This is a genomic window from Ignavibacteriota bacterium (genome assembly GCA_016707525.1).
Taxonomy (GTDB): domain Bacteria; phylum Bacteroidota; class Ignavibacteria; order UBA10030; family UBA6906; genus JAGDMK01.
This window is the reverse complement of record JADJHP010000017.1, coordinates 125,062-143,260: the sequence shown is the minus strand read 5'-3', so window position 1 is coordinate 143,260 and position 18,199 is coordinate 125,062. Positions and strand designations below refer to the sequence as shown.

Genomic DNA, 18,199 nt, shown 5'->3' with positions numbered 1-18,199 from the left:
GAATGCCGTTGAGGCGCTCAGGGATATGCCGATCGTCGATGATGATGATGAGGAGGAAGCAGCATGAAGTCCTTGAATATCCTCCGGTCGGCCTTTCGTGCCCTCCGCCGCAACAAGATGCGTTCATTCCTGACCATGCTGGGGATCATCATCGGCGTTGCCGCGGTGATCGCGATGCTTGCGATCGGTCAGGGGGCTGAGTATTCGGTGAAGCAGCAGATCTCGGCACTGGGGACGAATGTGCTCATCATCTTCCCGGGGTCGCAGCAACAAGGTGGGATCAGGGTGGGGGCGGGGTCCGTCACCACGCTCACCGAAGAAGATGCCTTTGCGATCGCGAAGGAATGCCCTGCGGTGGCGTATGTCTCGCCGGGCGCCCGTTCGGGCGGACAAGCCATCGCCGGCAACCTGAACTGGGGAACAAGTATCGAAGGCACGGGTGCGGACTATCTGGAGATCCGGTCGTGGCCCATTGAATACGGTGAGTTCTATTCCGAGCAGGATGTCAAGGCCGCGGCAAAAGTGTGCGTCCTTGGTGCCACGGTCGCCGACAATCTCTTCCCTGAGACCTCACCCATCGGACAGACCGTCAGGCTGCGGAACATGCCTGCCCGTGTGGTCGGCGTCCTGTCCCGCAAGGGCCAGAATGCCATGGGGCAGGATCAGGACGATGTGATCCTGGCGCCGTACACGACGGTCCTCCGCCGCCTCTCACATTCGCCGTACCTCCGGCAGGTCATCGTGTCGGCGACAAGTCCGGCGACGATCCTCGAGGCGCAGCGTCAGATCACCGAGCTTCTGCGCATGCGGCACAAGATCGCGTCGTATGATACGGATGATTTCACGATCCGCAACCAATCCGACCTGGCGGCGACCGCTACGGCGACGACGGAGATCCTGACGATCCTGCTTGCGAGCATCGCGTCGGTGTCGCTGCTCGTCGGTGGCATCGGCATCATGAACATCATGCTGGTATCGGTCACCGAACGCACACGCGAGATCGGCATCAGGATGTCCGTGGGTGCTCGCGGACGCGATATCCTGACGCAATTCCTCATCGAGGCTCTGGTGCTCAGTCTGCTCGGCGGGTTGTTGGGGATAGCGCTGGGGGTGGGCGGTTCGCTGGCCATATCGAGTTTTGCGAAGTGGCCGACGATCATCACGGCGTTCTCGATCATCCTTTCGTTCGGATTCTCGATCGCCATCGGGATCTTCTTCGGGTTCTATCCGGCGCGCAAGGCGGCGATGCTGAATCCGATCGACGCCCTGCGCTACGAGTGATCCCGGGGTCCTGCGGTAGGACAGCAGGGTGAACGGTGGTGCTCAGCGGGTGAGCACCACCTTCAGGGAGATGTCGATCGGGGATGAGTGTGCACCTGATCCCCGCTCACCCCGCATGCCGCCTCCGGGTCCTCTGCCGCCTGGCCCCCTGCCACCTCCGGACCCACGCCCTCCTTCACCTCCCTGCATGTCCTCACCTCCTGGAGGCATCATACCGCCACCATCGCCTTCGCGTCCACCGCGCTGCCCTCCACCGCCGGGACGCCCCATCATGCCGTCCATCTTCTCGGTCTGCAGCATCATCCCGAGGTCCTTTCCCGACTGGACTCCGATCCCGTGCGGGTGTGCGGCGTCGTGGTGAAGCGGGACGCGGAGTTCGTAGGTCAGACCTCCGGCGGCATCACTGAGCTTGATCTGGATCTGCTTCTCCGACAACAGGGAGACGATCATGCGATCCTCGTCCTCGGGGCCGAGGAGTTCCATGTCGGACCTCATCAGGTCCTCCCCGCGGCCGGGAGGTGGCATATCCATATCCATGTCATCAGGGGGCGCCATCATGTCGTCCATCGAAGGCGGTGGCCCACCGGGCATCCCCAGGGGGTACCGGATACCGAAGGTCCTGGCGCTTCCGCCTGTGGGATCGAACCAAACGGTGAAACCACGACGGCGGATCTGCGATTGTATCGTGCGGTCGGTCGTAGAGACCATGACGTACAGATGGTCGGCGTCGTGGCTGACGGCGACGTTCATACCGGATCTATCGACGTAGAGCGGCAGACCGACCCAGTCCTTCGGGTCGCCGTCGATCGTGTACGGCTTTTCATGATAGGTGCTCGTCAGGGATGTGCTGCCGCATCCGGTGAAGAGCACCATGGCGGCAGCTACGCCCGCAAGGGTGGCCGCTGATGTGCGGAGTGCAACCATGTCTGTATCCTTCCGTGAGACGTTGTGGACCATGCACCAAGATACGCATTTTCGGTGCGGATGCGTGTTAACCATGGGCAAATTATTTGTTAAGCTTGTTAAGTCGCGGTAAAAATGACCCTTAACAATTGCGTGAGACATCATCGCGCGATATATTGTGCCATGACTTCACGGCTCCATATCCGACCCTCTGTTCTCGTTGTCATCATTGCGCTCCTGGTGCTCGTTCCGCTCCTTGCGGTGCTCCAGTACCAGTGGATCGGACAGATCAGCGAGCAGGAGCGGGAGAGGATGCAGGCGACCGTTCAGACCGCGGCGTTCCATTTTTCGCGGAGTGTCGACGAAGAACTCTCCTCCGTGCTCCGGATCTTCGGTGCCGATCCCCGGCGCGCGCACGCGGACCTCTCGTTCGAGATGGCGATGCGACTACAGGAGTGGGAGGCCCAGACGCGCCATCCGAACCTCGTCCGACAGTTGACCTATGTGCGCCGGGATGAGACCGGGGCAACTGTCTGGCCCTTCGATGGGATGCAGTTCAAGCAGGGAACCCAGGCACCGGACAACGAGTTTCCCGTGGACCCCTCGCGCGATTCGCTGCATTGGCTGCGCATCCGCATCGATCAGGTGTACGCGGTGTATGTCGCGAAGAATCTGGGGTCGGTGATCCTTCCGCTTGGCGAGAATGGTGCGCCGGTCCTGGGGAACGATCGCATCGTCCTGACCATCGACACCACCTATCTGCGCGAGCAATTCATCCCGGCGACCGCCGCTATGTCGATCCGGGCAGGAGAGGCGCAGGATCTGGAGTATTGCATCCTCCGCAAAGACGACCCTTCGGTCGTCCTGTATTCCAGTCTGCCGGATCGTGCGGCGATCCCGCCGAACGAGTCCGACGTCATCATGGGTGTGGCGATGTTCCCCCCTGTGCCTTTGTCCATGATCCCTTCTGTTCGCGGCCGGATGCAGGACCGGCCGGAGCGCAGGCCGGATGACCGTGGTCCTGGCGATCGGAGCCCGGGGGACCGTGGTCCTGGTGAGCGGCGGCCCGAGGAATGGCGGTGGCCACCCGAACCGGATCGTCGCGGCGACAGTGCCCGTTTCGGGGGAGGGCCGATGGGATGGCCGGGCAGGGGCCGCGACATGCGCCGCGAAGGATCGATCCTTGAACTCCGCATCCGGCACCGTGCCGGGTCGTTGGAGGCAGCGGTGAACCAGAGCCGTCTCAGGAACCTCGCGGTCAGCTCGGGCATCCTGATCCTCATGGGGATCGCCCTCGGGGTCCTCCTTGTTACCTCGCACCGTATGCAGCAACTCGCGAACAGTCAGATCGCATTCGTTGCGGGCATGTCGCACGAGCTGCGGACACCCATCGCGGTCCTGCATTCGGCCGGCGAAAACCTGGCCGATGGTGTCATCACGGATCCGTCGCGCGTGAAGGCATACGGACAGATGATACGTTCCGAAGTGCAGCGGCTGAGCGTCCTCGCGGAGAATGCGCTCGGCTATGCCGGGATCCATTCAGGGAGAAAACAGTACACGCTTGTGCCGACGCAGGCGGCCGATGTCGTCACACGTTCTGTGTCGGCATGCCAGCCGATGCTGATGGAGGCGGGCGTGACCGTGGAAACGCAGCTGCCCGGAGTGCCGGTCACCATCCGGGCGGATGCGACGTCCCTCGGCACGGCCATCCAGAATCTGATCAGCAATGCGATGAAGTACCGCGGTACATCGGAGAGGATCAGGGTTGGGTTGCGCATTGCATCGGGAGCGAAGAGTGATGAGGTGCTCATCGACGTGGAGGACCATGGGATCGGCATCGATCCCGCGGAGATCGGGCGCATCTTCGAGCCATTCTACCGCACCGAAGATGCGAGGACGCAACAGATCCGGGGAAGCGGATTGGGGCTGAACCTCGCACAGCATGTGGTGCAGGCACACGGTGGCATGATCACCGTGGAGAGTACTCCCGGACACGGGAGCTGTTTCACCATTCATCTGCCATTATTCATGAGCGAACGGACAGAAGCATGACAGGGACAAGCCGCCAACGACGCATCCTCCTGGTTGAAGACGAACCCGGACTGGTCGTCACACTCACGGACAGACTCCAGGCCGAAGGGTATACGGTCCAACATGCTGCCGACGGTATGCGGGGTGAGAAGGCAGCACGCGAGGGGAACTGGGATCTCATCATCCTGGATCTGATGTTGCCGCATAAGGGTGGCCTTGAGGTGTGCCGCGATCTGCGCCATGACGGCATCGTTACGCCGATCATCATGCTGACAGCGCGCGGGGAGGTGCACGACCGTGTTGTGGGATTGAAGCTCGGGGCCGATGATTATCTCACGAAGCCGTTCGAAATGATCGAACTGCTTGCGCGCATCGAAACGCTGCTGCGGCGCCCGGCTCTTGTGCCGACGACTCCCGTACGGCTGTCCACGTACACATTCGGGAAAGTGCAGATCGACTTCCGCACGATGACGATCTCGCGTACCGACCGCGCACCCATCGAGCTCTCCGCCCGCGAGTTCCAGTTGCTCAAGTATTTCATCGAACATCGCGGCGAGGTCCTGTCGCGCGAAGTGATCCTGAATGGTGTGTGGGGATATGATGCAATGCCGAATACGCGAACGATCGACACGCACGTCACGTGGCTCCGGCAGAAGGTGGAAGAGAACCCACGCCATCCCGAGTTCATTCTCACCGTGTATGGGGTTGGCTATCGCTTTGCCGGGTGAGATAACACCTTTGCAGTTTGACAAATGGTTGTTAAGACCATGAAGGCCGGCGAATGCAGCACGCATTCGCCGGTTTTGTTTTCCCGGCGCCTCTTAACAACTAAAGAGGGCATGTGGTCCTCCGATAGTGAGAGTACCCGGCACAGGTGTGCGGGACAGTCAACCAAACGGTGGGAGGATGCACGATGAGCACTATCAGTGGGATCAGCAATGCAATGAGCGGTTCGTCCATGCTGGATCGGGCCGCAGAGATGTTCAAGAAATTCGATACCAGCGGTGATGGGGGGATCGACCTTGAGGAGTTCAAGGCGGCGGCGCCGAAGGACGGCAAGGGTGGTCCCGGCGGCTTGAATCCGGCAGAGATGTTCGGGAAGATCGATACCAACGGCGACGGGACGATCGACGAAACGGAGCACACCACGTTCCTGAAGGAAATGGAATCCCATCGGCCGTCGGAACCCCCGGTCTCGACCGGCGAGGCTTCCGGCGTCACGGACCTGGCGGAACTTCTCAAGCAGATCGACGCCAACGGCGACAATACCATCGATCAGGACGAGCAGGAGTCTTTCCTGAAACTGATGGAGGAACGCCGCAGTGAGCAATCGTCGTCGTTCGAAACATACACCGGCAACGCGCAGGGGAAGACACAGACGTCGTCCCTGTTCAGCGTCCTCATGTGACCGATCCGCCGTGCAGCCCCTGCGCACCTCCGGTGCAGGGGTCTGCGCGGAGCCGGTTGCGATTCCCCCCTCTGAGCCTTATCTTCGTTCAAGCCCCCGTGTGGCCCATATCCGCATACGTTCAGGAGATGCACCATGAAGCAGATCATTGTCGCCCTGCTGCTCGTCCCGTTCTTTGCCGTGTCACCCGGCATCGATGAACATCTTGCCGCGATGAAGACCACGAAGAATGCCGTCCAGGATTTCGTGCAGAGCGGTATCGCCTATGGGTCGTTCTCCTACCCCTCGGCGTGTGCCGCGATCCCCATGGCCAAACGCGCCGGGGTGGTCCGCGCGGTGGGAGAGTTCGCCCGCTCCTTCACAAAGACACAGGCCTTCCTGCAGTGGTATGCTTCCTACCGCGAGGAGAAGAAGCCTTCCGCGCCCGAAGCGACGCCGGCCATGGCGGAATCGCGTGCGAAGCAGCTCGCCGATCTGAAGGCCAGCATTGCCGAGCAGGAAAAGGCCCAGGCGAATGCCCCCGCCGATCAGAAGGGGATCTTCCGTGATGTGATCGCTGCCCTCCGCCAGATGGTGAAAGAACTGGAAAAGCCGGACCCGGCACAGGATGCGCAGATGGATGCGTATATCAAGGAGGCCAATGCAGAAGGGGCGAAACACTACAAAGAGAAACTGGCCGCATGGGAGAAGGAGTATCCGGCAGGAGATCCGAAGCCGCTGCTGAAGCTCCGGCTGAGAGAATTTCTCGATGCAACGGGCAATGTGGACTTTGGCGCGAAGCTTGTCAAGAAGGGCGATGCGCTGGTGTTCGTGAACCCGGCCTACGAGAACAAGGAGAGCAGCTGGAAGACCGCATACCGTGCGGGGAAGGAAGCCACCGAGGCCGCACGTGCCATTGCGCAACAATGGCTCAAGGAATTATAGATGCCCTGGCTCGCGGCAGTCGCTCTCGCGCTCACGGTCCTTCCCGCGCTCTGCAACGCACAGAGCTCCGGCATCACCACGTACTGCAATCCGGTCGATCTGGACTACCGGTACAACTGGGAACAGTCCGACAGAAAGATCTCCTACCGCTCCGGCGCTGATCCGGTGATGGTGTACCACCGTGGAACGTACTATCTGTTCGCGACGATCTCCGGCGGGTGGTGGCGCTCGCCGGACATGCTGCACTGGCAGTTCGTTGAGCCGAACGTCTGGCCGGTGGATGATAACTGTGCGCCGGCCGGACTCTTTGTGCGCGACACGTTCTATCTGTTCCAATCCGCATTCACACCACGGCCCGTGTACTGGACGACGAACCTCGACTCGGGAAGTCTGCACGTCTTCACACCACGCCTCGAAGTCCCGTCCGGCGCCGCAGGGCCCTGGGATCCGGGTGTGTATCACGATGAAGAAACGGACCGCTGGTACCTGTACTGGGGTTCCTCGAACGTGTATCCGTTGTGGGGGATCGAACTCGATCATGCGGGGAAGTTCTCCTACCGGGGGACGGCGAAGGCACTCATCACTCTGCACCCCGATCAGAACGGTTGGGAGCGGTTCGGGCGGGACCACACTGACCCGAGGTTGCCGTTCATGGAGGGGGCATGGATGACGAAACACGACGGCAAGTATTATCTCCAGTACGGGGCACCCGGTACCGAATACAATGTCTATGCGAATGGCGTGTACGTCGGGGATGACCCGCTCGGCCCCTTCGTGTATGCGCCGAACAATCCCATCTCGTACAAGCCCGGGGGGTTTGTGACCGGTGCGGGGCACGGGAACACCTTTCAGGACCGGTACGGAAACTACTGGAATACCGGCACGCCATGGATCGCTGTGAATTGGGATTTCGAGCGTCGCATTGCTCAGTTCCCGGCAGCGTTCGACCGCGACGGTCTGCTGCACGCATCGACGCGGTTCGGTGATCTCCCGCATCGTCTCCCTTCGGGGCCGGTAGCAGATCCCGCGGAGTTGTTCGCGGGATGGATGTTGTTGTCCTACCGCAAAGCAGTGACCGCAACGGGGTACGCGCCGGGCCACGCTCCGATCGCCCTGACGGACGAAGACCCGCGAACGTACTGGCTTGCGGAGAACACTCCTGCCGGTCAGTGGGTGATCCTGGACCTCGGCGCAGCGTGTACCGTCCGCGCGCTTCAGGTGAATTACACCGACCATCAGTCCGGCATTTACCGCATGGATTCTACAGTGTATACGCAGTTCAGGATCTTCGCATCGGTCGATAGCGTGCAGTGGAACCTGATCGCGGATCTGTCACATGAGAAGCGTGACCGGCCCAATGCCTACATCGAACTTCCCGCACCCGTGCATGCGCGGTACATCCGCTATGAACACCTGCACGTGAGTGCGAACCACCTTGCGATCTCCGATATCAGAGTGTTCGGGCAGTGCAACGTTCCGCTTCCGGCGGTGGCAGTGGGACTCACGGTGCGTCGTCATGAGGATGAGCGCGATGCAACGATATCATGGGATCCGGTGCCGGGCGTCGTGGGATACAATATCCTGTGGGGGATCGCGCCGGACAAGCTGTATCAGACCTCTCAGGTGTTCGCCGACAGGCCGTGCCTGTTGGAGTTGCGCGCGTTAACGGTAGGTCAGGGTTACCATGTTGCGATCGAGGCGTTCAACGAAGCCGGGGTGTCGCGGCGATCAGAGGTCGTTGCATTGCCAACGGGTTCCAGGAAGTAGGGGCGGTGCATGCACCGCCCCTACACAGGCATCGCATACCCCTCCCGCAGCCGAATCCATGATGGGATTGTTCAGGGGCACTGCATGCACCGCCCCTACACAGGCACGCATACCTCCCGCCAATCTGTGGGTGTCGGGCCGCGCACCCCCTACCAGTCTCCTCCCACTGCAACAGCACCATCGAACGGACCGACGACCCCACATGTGTCGTCAGGCGATAATAATAGACGCCGCTGGCGATGTCGCGCGCCTGGAACGGGATGGCATGAGTGCCCGGGGGCATGATGCCGTCGACCAGCGTCGCAATACGCTGACCCGTTACGGTGTACACCTCGAGGCGGACCTCCCCGGACGTGGCGAGGTCGAACCGGATGGTGGTGGACGGGTTGAAAGGGTTGGGGTAGTTCTGATGCAACACGATGGTGGACGGCACCATCGCCGGCTGCGCGGCCACGGACGTCACGAACTTCGCGCTGCCGATCAAGGGAATGTCGATATAGGATGCCCCGGTCGGGCTGGCCGTGAATACCGCGGAGGACCGACCGGAAATACGGTATGATGTGCGCACGCGTGGCGTCCCACATATCCAATGAATTGATCTCGATGCCGACATAGTGGTCGGGAGGCACTTTGTGGGAGAGCGCTTCCCCTTCCGCTTCGTAGAGTCGGCATTCGACGAGGAGTTGGCGGCGCGCACGCCGAGGGGCATATGGGTCAGGAGTCTCCAGGTTCCCGGCCTGCCCCCGGGAGTCACATCGAACAGCCGGATGTTCGCCTGGAACGGTCCACCATCGCCCTGCAATTGCAGCTGCGCACGCGGTATGCCGGTGATATCAAGCGTATCGGACAGTTGCAGGGATCGGAAACGTACGGGTGTGGAACGGAAAGCGTTGAGAAACGCCGAGCCGGCATACCCTCGTTCCAGGCGCGTTCGGATGTGTAGCCGGATCATGTACCAGAGAGAATGCATGGCTGTCCGTGGTGGACGGCGGGGTGGGGATGAGAGACCCGGAGCCGCTGTCGCCAGGCGCATAGCCACCCGGATAGAGGCGGAGGGTGGCAGCCGGTGCTGGCGGCCAGACCGCGGTCTCTCTGTGAGGCCACCCCGGACTGTCGTCCGCGAAGATGACCCTTGGTGAAGCAACGTCCGGAAGCATCGGCGCTTTGAGCCAGTGATGGAACCAGTCGAGCATCATCTGGACGGTGAAGAGGTATTCCGGAACGTTGATGGGTTCGCTGTGTCCGTTGGTGCCGAAATAGGACCAGATGGGGATCCCACGCGCGGCGAGCTGAGCGCGTGCACGGATCGCGCCGTTCACCGGGAAGATCACATCGGCCCATCCGAGGCTCTGGATCACGGGGATCCTGACGCTGTCCACATACGGGGACAGGTCGCGTTGCGCAATGAACGCACGGACGGAGTCCATGTTCTCCATGAGCACGAACGAGCGGATGCGGTCACGGATGGGATCGAACCGCACCGACCCGAGGGAGAGCTCTGCCTGGAGTTGCTGCTTGATCGTATTGTTCGGTGCAAGGTCGGCGGCGTACGACGGTGGGGCGAGGAGCGTGGCGATGCACGTGATACCCGGGATCCTGTTGATCGCTGCGATCCAGGCATGGACGCCACCCTGTGATCCGCCGGCGATCCCGATCGCGTCGGGGTTGATGCCGGGCCGGCTCCGGAGGTAGGCGACCAGGTCGCGGAGGTCCTGCACCTCACGAGGACCCATGATCGTGGAAAGACCGCCCGACGTTCCCTGTCCGCGCACGTTGTACGTGAAACTCGCAAAACCATTGGCGGAGATGATGGTCCCGATCAGCGCACTTCCGTCCTTGTTGCCACCGAGTCCATGCACATAGATCACTGCCGGGAATCCCCCGGCAGGGCGCGTGGAATCCGGGGGGAGGACAAGGGTGGTCTCGATATGAACGCCGTCATTCATCACGAGTGACGAATCGATGGTCGTTTGCGCTCGTGCGACGAGTGCGCCCAGCGCAAGCACCAGCGAGAGATATCCGCACAATGAACGCATAGATGTTCCTCCTTCGTCACCCTGCCGCTTCCGGTGAGAGTGGCGTGTCACTTCTTCGCGCGCAGGCGGGTGAGGGTCTCCGTGAGGCGCTTCTTGTTGGCCTCATCGCCGACGAGTGCCAGGGCCTTCTCGTAGTTCTTGATCGCGCCCCTCACCTCACCCTTCGTCTCGAGCGCCTCGCCGAGGCTGTCGTACACGTTCCATGAATCCGGATGTGCCTTCACATTCGCCTCGAACATCGCGATGGCATCGTCCACGCGGCCTGCACCCATGAGGGTGTACCCATAGGTATTCACCTCGGCCTCCGTTGCCACTTGCATGGCGCGCGTCCGCAGCGCCTTTGCGCCGGCTGCATCACCCCGTTTGTCCAGGATGGTGGCTTTGGTCTGAAGGTTGGTGAAGTTCGTGCCATACTGCAGCGACCGGTCGATCCACCCGAGCGCTTCATTCACGTCGCCGCCGTGCTGGATGGCATACTGTGCCGCCTGGTTGTAGCCCTGCCAGGTGAACCCGGCCACACCGCGCAAATAGGCTTCACGGGCGTTGGCGAGCACGAGGGTGGGCGTTTCGAAGGAAAGTGCGATGGGGACCCTCAGGTTCTCCCAGAGCAAGGAGAGGACGGCGCTGGTATCGGTGATCGCACCGAACTCGTATTGCAGCCACTCGTGGAACTGTTCCTGTCGTGGCGTGACGGAGAAGCGCAGCGCGTCCTCGCTTTGCTTATAGAAGTAGCTTCCCCAGGATGTTCCATTCGTGCTCAGGATGATCGTCCATGGGCCAGTCGTGGGATCATGTGCAGCCCGTACGTTCCCGCCGGAACGGATGTTCCGCCGATGCGGACCGGTGTCGAGAAGGTGATCGTGGTGTTCTCGTTCGCCCCGGCGCGCCACACTTCTCCAAGCGGGACGAGTCCTCCCCAGACCTTCCGTCCTTTGACGGCCGGCCGGTGGTAGGAGATGTCCACCCTGGAAATGCCGATGGTCTGGCTGATGGAGGCAAGCGGACTTGGCTGGGGGACGGGTAACGGTGGTTGGGCAGGACTCTGGGCATTGAGGAAGAGGGCGACGGCCGCCCCCGCACAGGTACGGGTGAACATGCGCATGATGATCTCCTTCTGTGTAGGTATGCTGAGTATCAACGAGCGGACCGGCAGAAGGGTTCCTGCCGTCAACCATTCTCTCCCGTCAACCGTGCTATCTGAAGGAGATAGCAGCGCAGGCGGTCCTGCTGGTCCGATCTCAATGCTTGCTCTTCGATCCGGGCGATGCGTTCAACTTCCCGCATGGCGCGGATGATGTTTGCGGGAACCTCGACAAGCCCTTCAGAAGCGATGGCAAGGTACTGGGTCGCCGCTGCAAGGAACTGCCGCATCTCGTCGTCCACTCGTCCCCCGCGGAAGAAGTTGTCGAGCCGTGACGGCATCCGGACAGACTTTCCGCTGAGAGAGAGATCGGCCATGCCTTCACGCGAGGCGATCGCATGGAGTGACACGGCAAGTTCCACGAACGACTCAACGCGTTGCAGTACCGGCTGTTCCAGCAACGCCCATGCCTGGGCCCGCCACTGGCGGATCGCGGACGGGAGTTCCAGAAGGGCGGTGAACTCTTTCGTCCAATCTGGATCGACGTCGCGGGGCAGGGTTGCCAGGAGTGCGCGCGGGTCGGTGTTGAGCAGGTCTGCCTGGAACAGGACGGCCAGATCGGGCCGGAGCGTCGGCAGGAGATCCGGATTGAAATGCGGCCCCTCGAAGAAATCGCTGATCTCGACGCCGTGCCGCCGCAGCAATTCCTGCTGCAGGAGCGGAACGTACGTGGCCACGGCATCCATGTCTTCGCGCAGCGCGAGCAGGGCAGTATTCCCGGCGGGGAAGGCCCTCCCGACAGCACGCAGCGAGCGGTTGTCCGGTTCAAGGTACATCCGCAGGGTGTGCAGGATCTCGTGCACCGGAAGCGAAGGGAGAACGTGATCCGCAATGTAGGTCTGCGGGTCGCCTTCCACGATATCGCACCGCGAGAACGCATCCAGTGCCCGGAACAATCCGGTGGTCAACTGGGGGATGCCCATGACCATTGTCTGCGCCTGGTTGTGGGCGATGGCGCGGAGAAGACTCCCGTACCGCGAGAAGGGGATCGTTTCCGCGATGCGCTCAAGGATACGGTTGCCGCGGTCCTTGCCTCCGGCCCCCGGCCGCACCGTTGGACGGTCGCGCAGCGGCGGCGTGGTGCGTGCGATGAAGTACGAGATCACGTGGATGCCCACCACATCCTCTTCGCGCCCGTACAGGATCTGCCGGAAATTCTCCGTCAGGATCGTGAGGAATTGCTGCATCGCCGGATCCACCGGCCCGAGCGTGAGGCGCTCCAATGCTTGCTTCCCCCGTGCCGTCGTGACGATCCGGCTTTCCGTCAACTCCTCACTGGCGCGGGTCATGTCGCGGCGGTGGTCGGATTGCATCCCTGCGATATGATGGAGGAGCTCCGCGAGGGAAGCCACCGGGAGATGCCGGAGTTGCTCGGAGATCGCTGCCTGATAGGTGCGCAGATCGCCGCCCGCGAACACGCCCATCATGGGCGTCGTGGCGTACAGGGTGCTCCTGCGTGCGGACGCGCTGAGATGATGGGTGAAGAGGCGCATGGCACCGCTGCCCTGCAGGAATGCGGAGCGGCCGCTGTGTTCACCATAGTATCCGCCCTGGCGCTGCATCGGTTCGCCGCTCCCCATCTTCAGGCGGATCGCATCGGTGAGGCCATGCGCGGCCAGCCAGTGCATCAGTTCATTCTTCGCGTTGCGGTACAGTTGTGCGCCGGCGGCCTGGCTCACCTGCTGGCTCAGGTCGGATCCGGCGATGAACACCTCGGCGATGATCTCGCCGAAGCGCTCGTAGGTCTCCTGCGATGCGCGGCGGCTCTGGAGAGCATATTCCCACAGACGGTCGCAATAGGCCGCGATACCATTCACCGCATCGCGGTCTTCAAAGAGCGGCACAAGCCAGACCGAGGGGAGGTGAAGGTCCGGAGCTTCGCGGAGGATGTGTTCCCTCCGTGCCCGCATCTTGCGGTCAAGATCGATCAGGGCACCCGGCTTCGTGGACATGCTCACCTGGAGTGCGAGGACCATGCCCGGGTTGCCATAGCGTGCGCCGATCTCGTTCAACTCGCTGATGTTGAACACCGTGGTGTCGATCGCGAACGGGTCCTGCGCCGTGACCATGTTCTGGTGGATGCGCGGCGTGATCACGAATCGCTGGAGCAGGTCGCGGAAGGTCACCGCCTCCCGCATGAAGACGGGGTCGGAGAGATGGTCGCGGAACGCGGGCAACAACCCATGGAGTGCTTTCCGCAGTTTCTTATTGAGCGCGAAGTAGTACTCCAGGGCGCGCCGGCGATCGGCGCGGAGCGCGAGCATCTTCTGTTCGAGCCGGTCGTTGTGGTACCAGAGCGACGTCACCGGATCGCGGGCGAGATGCAATGCCATGCCGACGCGGCGGAGACGCCCCACGCGGGCATGGAAGGGCAGAATGCCTTTGTACCGGCGTTCGAGCTGATGCGTCAACGCCGTGATGTCGTTCAGCAGACGGTGGAACCGTTCGGTATTGTGCGGCAGCCGTTCAAGTTCCGCACGCAGGTCGGCGGGGATAGCCACGGACGGGTTGCGCTCGGCGAGCATCCGGAGCAGCCGGGACATCCGTCCGACATTCCTGAGGAGCACCGCCCCCACGAGGCGATGTCCCTGGCCCGACGGCCGGTTGCTGCCGTCCCAGTCGCCCCAGAACGACAGGAATGCGCGCGTCGACGTGGTGCCGTGAAGGTCACCATATAATTCTGCCGCGATGTGTGTATCGAGGTCGAGGCAGATCTCGTCTGCTTCCTCGCTCGAGGTGATCGCGACGGTCGTGCCGATGAATTCGTCGATCAATTCGCGCGTCAGCCGATCGATGAGCCCGGCTGGAACGGATGTGGCGCGGAGCAGGTGGCCGATCGCTTCCTCGAACGCCGCTTCGGTCCGGATCGAGTACATTTGCGTTGGATGCACCGTGCGGTCGAAGAGGCGGTCTTTGAAGGTCGTCGCTCTGCGGTCGCTGCTGTCCTTCAGGAATTCGCCCTCGAGCATCTGTTCGAGCGCTCGTGGTGGGCTGTCGCTGACACGGTGGATCAGCTCCTCGGTCACCAGACGGCGGTCCTCGAAGCGGCGACGGTACGTCGTGAACTGTCGCGCAAGGAATTCATTCTCGAATGTGGACCGCAGCGGTTCGCGGCGGAGTTCGTCGCCCAGGGGCGTACGGAAGCTTGCCATGGCGCGCGGGAGCGATCCCCGCACGCGTCCTTCCAGGGACTTCCACAGATCGACGCTTGCCGGAAGGAAACTTGTCCGTCGGCCCGCAGGGTATGCGCGCCGCGAGTACCGTGCCCCTTCTTCGGCGATCAGCCGGTTCAGATCGATGAGCACGCGGCGCGTCTTGGCAAGAAGTGCATCGGCGCCATCGGTGCCGCCGAGGGTCAGGCGGAACGCCTTGCGTCCTGCGTCAAATCCTCTTTCCGTGCGTGCGAACGTCGAAAGCGGGACCATGCCGATCCCCTGACGCGCCAATCCGGCCGCCACCCAATCCAGCGACAGACCGGAGGGAAGCCGGTGAATGAGGAGAAGGGGATACATGCTGCCGGCAGGTGGTATGATCTCGATACCGAAACTGTTCCGCTCGGCGGGCAGATTGTGCATGGCGGTGGAGATGGCCGCCATGCGTTCAGCGAAGACCTGATTGCGCAGCCGCCAGTATGCGCGGACGACGTCCAGCGGGTTCCTGTAGAACAGATACGCGAGGAACAAAGCGCCGGTATTCGGGCGGATCACATTGTTGACGGCGTCGAAGCGTTCACGGAGTCCTTCGGAACGGATCTCGACGACGGACAACCGCGCTCCCGCCATGCAGTCGGTCTTGGAAAGCGAATGTGCGGTGATGACCCGGTCGGACTGGCTCTGGAGAATCGCCCCCGTGGCAACGAGTTCATCGGCGATACGGCGGACGTGCGGGATGTCCGGCAGGATGTCCACCGGCGCAACGTTCTGGTACGACAGATCGTCCAGGATGCACACGTTCCGCATCAGGAGCGCGTGCACGAGCCGCCGCATGCCGTCCGCATTGAAGATCCGGCCGGTGGCGTTGTGCGGGTTATTCAGGGCAACCGCGCCGTGGTCCCGCCACGACGGGTCTGCAGCGATCCGCGCGTCCACGGCTGCGAGAATGGCATCGACATCGAGATCGAAGTCTGCCGTCAACGCCACCGCTTCCACCGAGGGGAAGCAGTGTTCGTAGGTCCAGCTCAGGTCAGGGAAGATCACATCGCGGATACCGCAGTGGAATCCGAGGAGACTCAGCGCCGTTCGTGCGGACCCGCTGACGACACGGCAGGAAGACCGGTCATACTCAGGATGGTGCGAAAGGAAGGCGCCGAGGAAACTCTGTTGGAGCTCATGATGCACGTCGGGCTCGTGGAACCGTTCGCGCAGCGTGCGCAGGATGCCGGTGGCGGTATATCCGATGAAATGGTCGACGAGGGGAGCCGCGTGTAGCTGTGCGAACGGTCGAGCCAGGCGGCGGCGCGGCCGGCCAGATGCTCTGCGAGGCCATCGATCCGTTCGCTCCGGGCCGTGACGGCAGCCGCAAAAGTCTGCTCGGTACGTGCGCCTGCGGCGGTGATCGCACGGGTCAATGCCGGTGCCGGCCCGCCCGATTCCAGCGGGGGGTCGGTCGCGAAGGGGATACCCGTTGCTCCGGCATTGGTGCGGGAGGGTGGCAGGGCGAGGAGGTGTGTCACCAACTCGACCTCGGCGGCAGAGGGTGTCCCCTTCAATTGGAAATGGAGCATCTCCAGAAGGGACAGGTACTCTGCATTGCCCGCGACGAACACGAGCGAGTCGCTTGCGAACGACGGCGAGAGGATGGCGGGCGTCAGGAACCGGATGACACGGTCCACCATTTTCGCTTCGCGTGCCAGGGACAGATGATTGGGAGCGTCGTTCGCTTCAAGAATGAAGAGCGGATGGTCGACGCTGAGCGAGCGGAGGACGCGGCGCATCTCCTCGGATGTGACGGAGCCGAGGAGCAGGAACGAGGGGCCCCCCGTATCGCTGTGCAGTGATCCTTCGAGGATCGCGAGCGCCTCCGTCTCATCTTCCGGCAGCGACACATGGCGGAGTCCGGGGAACGATGTGACATGGGCAGGAAGCGGACAGTGATACTGATAGACCGTTGCAGGGAGGTGCACCAGGAACGAGGACAGTGCGTGAAAGAGAACGCGCATGGTCTCGGTGACGCCGCCGGACGCGAGGATGATCTCGCGCTTGCCGCTGGTCTTGCCGATGTCGTACGTGAGGGGATCGTGCTGGTGCTCGAGCCACTCCTGGAACGACCGGACGATCGGAGGGGGAGCGGACCGGGTAAAGCCGCCGCGGGGGAGATAGGGAGCGCTGCGCTTGACGAGTGATGTGAGGAGGTCGATGGTCGGCCGTTCATCGTCGTCCCATCCGCATGCGGCGAGCAGCTCGTCCGGCCGGTCCATCGTGAGATCCACGGCACGGATGTCGAGCCCCAGGGCGGCGCGGAGGAATGCGGACGAGAGGCGGGGGTCCTGGACCGGATTGCCGATGTGGAAATTGACGCGCTCCTCCGGTGCGACGGCCGATGCGGCTGTCGCCTCACTGATCTCCGAGACCTTGGCGGCACGTGTGGGCCGGAGCCTGAACCGTGCAGCGACGTCGGCCTGGGTCATCATCCTTTCTTACGCTTCTGGAGTGCGTCGAGTGCGCCCTGCACGAGAGCATGGAACAGGCCGAGGAGTTCACCGCCGCCGGCCACATCACCGGGGGCGAGGTTCACCACCGTACGGGCGTTCTTCATCGACTGGCTTGCTTCCGCGAGCCGGGCGGCCTGCGGGGTGAGCAGGAGGAGTTCCGGGCTCTCCTTCAGCATCCGCAATTCTTCCTTTTCGTGCTCGAGGCGCATCTGCTTCAGTTTCACTTCGTGTGTCGCGCGCGATGTCGCGAGTTCCATCTCTTTGTTCATCTGCTCCTGGCGGAGTGCGATCTTCCGCACCTCGAGCATATGGTCAAGTCCGGCGATCTCCTCGTCCGCTTTCGAGCGCACGCGTGCCGCCGCGACGCGCGCCTGGTGGTTCAATGTCTCGGTCTGCTCGAGGATGCGGGCCTGCTCCTGCTGCCGGATCGCTTCCGCGATCTGTGTGTTGGTCGGCTCGAAGGAAGCGACGGTCAGTGTGACAATGTCCAGCCCGAGAGCGGATTTCGAACCAGCACTCTGCTGCATCAGGTGCGTGCGGATCTTCTCGGAGGAGAGGTTCTCGATACCATACTGTTCGGTGTAGGACTTGATATGGCCGAGGAGGAATGTCTCGAGCTCTTTGGCTGCTTTCGCCACTGCGTCCAGGCCCCATCCGCCCGCGCGGACGAGTGCGTCGAGATGTCCGGATGCAGGCGCCACGGTGACGGCCAGTTTCACGCGGATATCGAGATTGCCCTTTGCCGAGGCATCCACCGTCTGTGTGAATGAATGCGCCGTGCGTGCGATGGGCGTCCCGAAATGGCGAGCATAGAGCCGGGCCGCGCGTACGCCCACGCCATCCTTCGTTTCGTAGATCACGATCTGATCGGGTTGACGGAACCGGTATTCGAACAACCCGATGAGAAGAAGAAGCACGATAATGCCCAGGAAGACTTCCATTGTACGCTCCTTGACGATGCCCGGAAGGGAGTGGTGGAAAAACGCCGGGGGGGTGCAGGCAGACCGGTTCCTTTAAGATATATTCTCGGAGACCGAATCGCAAGAGGTTGAATTTGA

13 protein-coding genes are annotated in these 18,199 nt (G+C 62.3%); 6 read left to right on the top strand and 7 right to left on the bottom strand.

What is annotated here, in order from left to right; genetic code table 11:
• Positions 1–63 precede the first annotated feature (63 nt).
• The gene (locus tag IPI01_20535) at positions 64–1,281 is read left to right on the top strand and encodes an ABC transporter permease (protein ID MBK7260143.1); all 1,218 of its coding nucleotides are present in this window, start codon (positions 64–66) and stop codon (positions 1,279–1,281) included.
• A gap of 42 nt (positions 1,282–1,323) precedes the next feature.
• On the opposite strand, the gene IPI01_20530 is transcribed toward IPI01_20535, so the two are convergent.
• Entirely contained in the window at positions 1,324–2,205 is an 882-nt protein-coding gene (locus tag IPI01_20530) for a hypothetical protein (GenBank protein MBK7260142.1), read from the bottom strand.
• A gap of 162 nt (positions 2,206–2,367) precedes the next feature.
• On the opposite strand from IPI01_20530, the gene IPI01_20525 reads away from it, so the two are divergent.
• The 5 genes from IPI01_20525 to IPI01_20505 all read left to right on the top strand — a co-directional run bounded on the left by IPI01_20525 (position 2,368) and on the right by IPI01_20505 (position 8,314).
• A complete protein-coding gene (locus IPI01_20525; GenBank protein MBK7260141.1) occupies positions 2,368–4,236 on the top strand; it encodes a HAMP domain-containing histidine kinase in 1,869 nt (622 codons plus the stop codon).
• A complete protein-coding gene (locus tag IPI01_20520) occupies positions 4,233–4,943 on the top strand; it encodes a response regulator transcription factor (protein MBK7260140.1) in 711 nt (236 codons plus the stop codon). Before IPI01_20525 ends, IPI01_20520 begins: the two co-directional genes overlap by 4 nt.
• A gap of 185 nt (positions 4,944–5,128) precedes the next feature.
• A complete protein-coding gene (locus IPI01_20515) occupies positions 5,129–5,623 on the top strand; it encodes an EF-hand domain-containing protein (protein MBK7260139.1) in 495 nt (164 codons plus the stop codon).
• A gap of 135 nt (positions 5,624–5,758) precedes the next feature.
• On the top strand, positions 5,759–6,547 hold the full coding sequence (locus tag IPI01_20510) for a hypothetical protein (protein ID MBK7260138.1): 789 nt from the start codon (positions 5,759–5,761) through the stop codon (positions 6,545–6,547).
• A complete protein-coding gene (locus tag IPI01_20505; GenBank protein ID MBK7260137.1) occupies positions 6,548–8,314 on the top strand; it encodes a family 43 glycosylhydrolase in 1,767 nt (588 codons plus the stop codon).
• On the opposite strand, the gene IPI01_20500 is transcribed toward IPI01_20505, so the two are convergent.
• The 6 genes from IPI01_20500 to IPI01_20475 form a co-directional block, all read right to left on the bottom strand.
• Positions 8,250–8,882 carry a T9SS type A sorting domain-containing protein gene (locus IPI01_20500; protein MBK7260136.1) on the bottom strand — a complete coding sequence of 211 codons (633 nt, stop codon included), beginning with the start codon at positions 8,880–8,882 and terminating at the stop codon, positions 8,250–8,252. The genes IPI01_20505 and IPI01_20500 overlap by 65 nt on opposite strands.
• Positions 8,883–9,147: 265 nt before the next feature.
• Positions 9,148–10,350: an alpha/beta fold hydrolase gene (locus tag IPI01_20495; GenBank protein ID MBK7260135.1), complete on the bottom strand. Its 1,203-nt coding sequence runs from the start codon at positions 10,348–10,350 to the stop codon at positions 9,148–9,150.
• A gap of 47 nt (positions 10,351–10,397) precedes the next feature.
• Complete coding sequence (locus IPI01_20490; protein ID MBK7260134.1) at positions 10,398–11,240, bottom strand: DUF2911 domain-containing protein; 843 nt, start codon at positions 11,238–11,240, stop codon at positions 10,398–10,400.
• Between the two features lie 277 nt (positions 11,241–11,517).
• A complete protein-coding gene (locus IPI01_20485) occupies positions 11,518–15,828 on the bottom strand; it encodes an aminotransferase class I/II-fold pyridoxal phosphate-dependent enzyme (GenBank protein MBK7260133.1) in 4,311 nt (1,436 codons plus the stop codon).
• Positions 15,720–17,120: a hypothetical protein gene (locus IPI01_20480; protein ID MBK7260132.1), complete on the bottom strand. Its 1,401-nt coding sequence runs from the start codon at positions 17,118–17,120 to the stop codon at positions 15,720–15,722. Before IPI01_20480 ends, IPI01_20485 begins: the two co-directional genes overlap by 109 nt.
• Entirely contained in the window at positions 17,117–18,082 is a 966-nt protein-coding gene (locus IPI01_20475; GenBank protein ID MBK7260131.1) for a hypothetical protein, read from the bottom strand. The genes IPI01_20480 and IPI01_20475 overlap by 4 nt, the downstream gene beginning before the upstream one ends.
• Between the last annotated feature and the right edge of the window lie 117 nt (positions 18,083–18,199).

What these genes read in the sequence shown, in the direction of transcription:
- IPI01_20535 (MBK7260143.1), top strand. Translation starts at nt 64, where the DNA reads ATGAAGTCCTTGAATATCCTCCGGTCGGCCTTTCGTGCCCTCCGCCGC.
- IPI01_20530 (MBK7260142.1), bottom strand. Translation starts at nt 2,205, where the DNA reads ATGGTTGCACTCCGCACATCAGCGGCCACCCTTGCGGGCGTAGCTGCC.
- IPI01_20525 (MBK7260141.1), top strand. Translation starts at nt 2,368, where the DNA reads ATGACTTCACGGCTCCATATCCGACCCTCTGTTCTCGTTGTCATCATT.
- IPI01_20520 (MBK7260140.1), top strand. Translation starts at nt 4,233, where the DNA reads ATGACAGGGACAAGCCGCCAACGACGCATCCTCCTGGTTGAAGACGAA.
- IPI01_20515 (MBK7260139.1), top strand. Translation starts at nt 5,129, where the DNA reads ATGAGCACTATCAGTGGGATCAGCAATGCAATGAGCGGTTCGTCCATG.
- IPI01_20510 (MBK7260138.1), top strand. Translation starts at nt 5,759, where the DNA reads ATGAAGCAGATCATTGTCGCCCTGCTGCTCGTCCCGTTCTTTGCCGTG.
- IPI01_20505 (MBK7260137.1), top strand. Translation starts at nt 6,548, where the DNA reads ATGCCCTGGCTCGCGGCAGTCGCTCTCGCGCTCACGGTCCTTCCCGCG.
- IPI01_20495 (MBK7260135.1), bottom strand. Translation starts at nt 10,350, where the DNA reads ATGCGTTCATTGTGCGGATATCTCTCGCTGGTGCTTGCGCTGGGCGCA.
- IPI01_20480 (MBK7260132.1), bottom strand. Translation starts at nt 17,120, where the DNA reads ATGATGACCCAGGCCGACGTCGCTGCACGGTTCAGGCTCCGGCCCACA.
- IPI01_20475 (MBK7260131.1), bottom strand. Translation starts at nt 18,082, where the DNA reads ATGGAAGTCTTCCTGGGCATTATCGTGCTTCTTCTTCTCATCGGGTTG.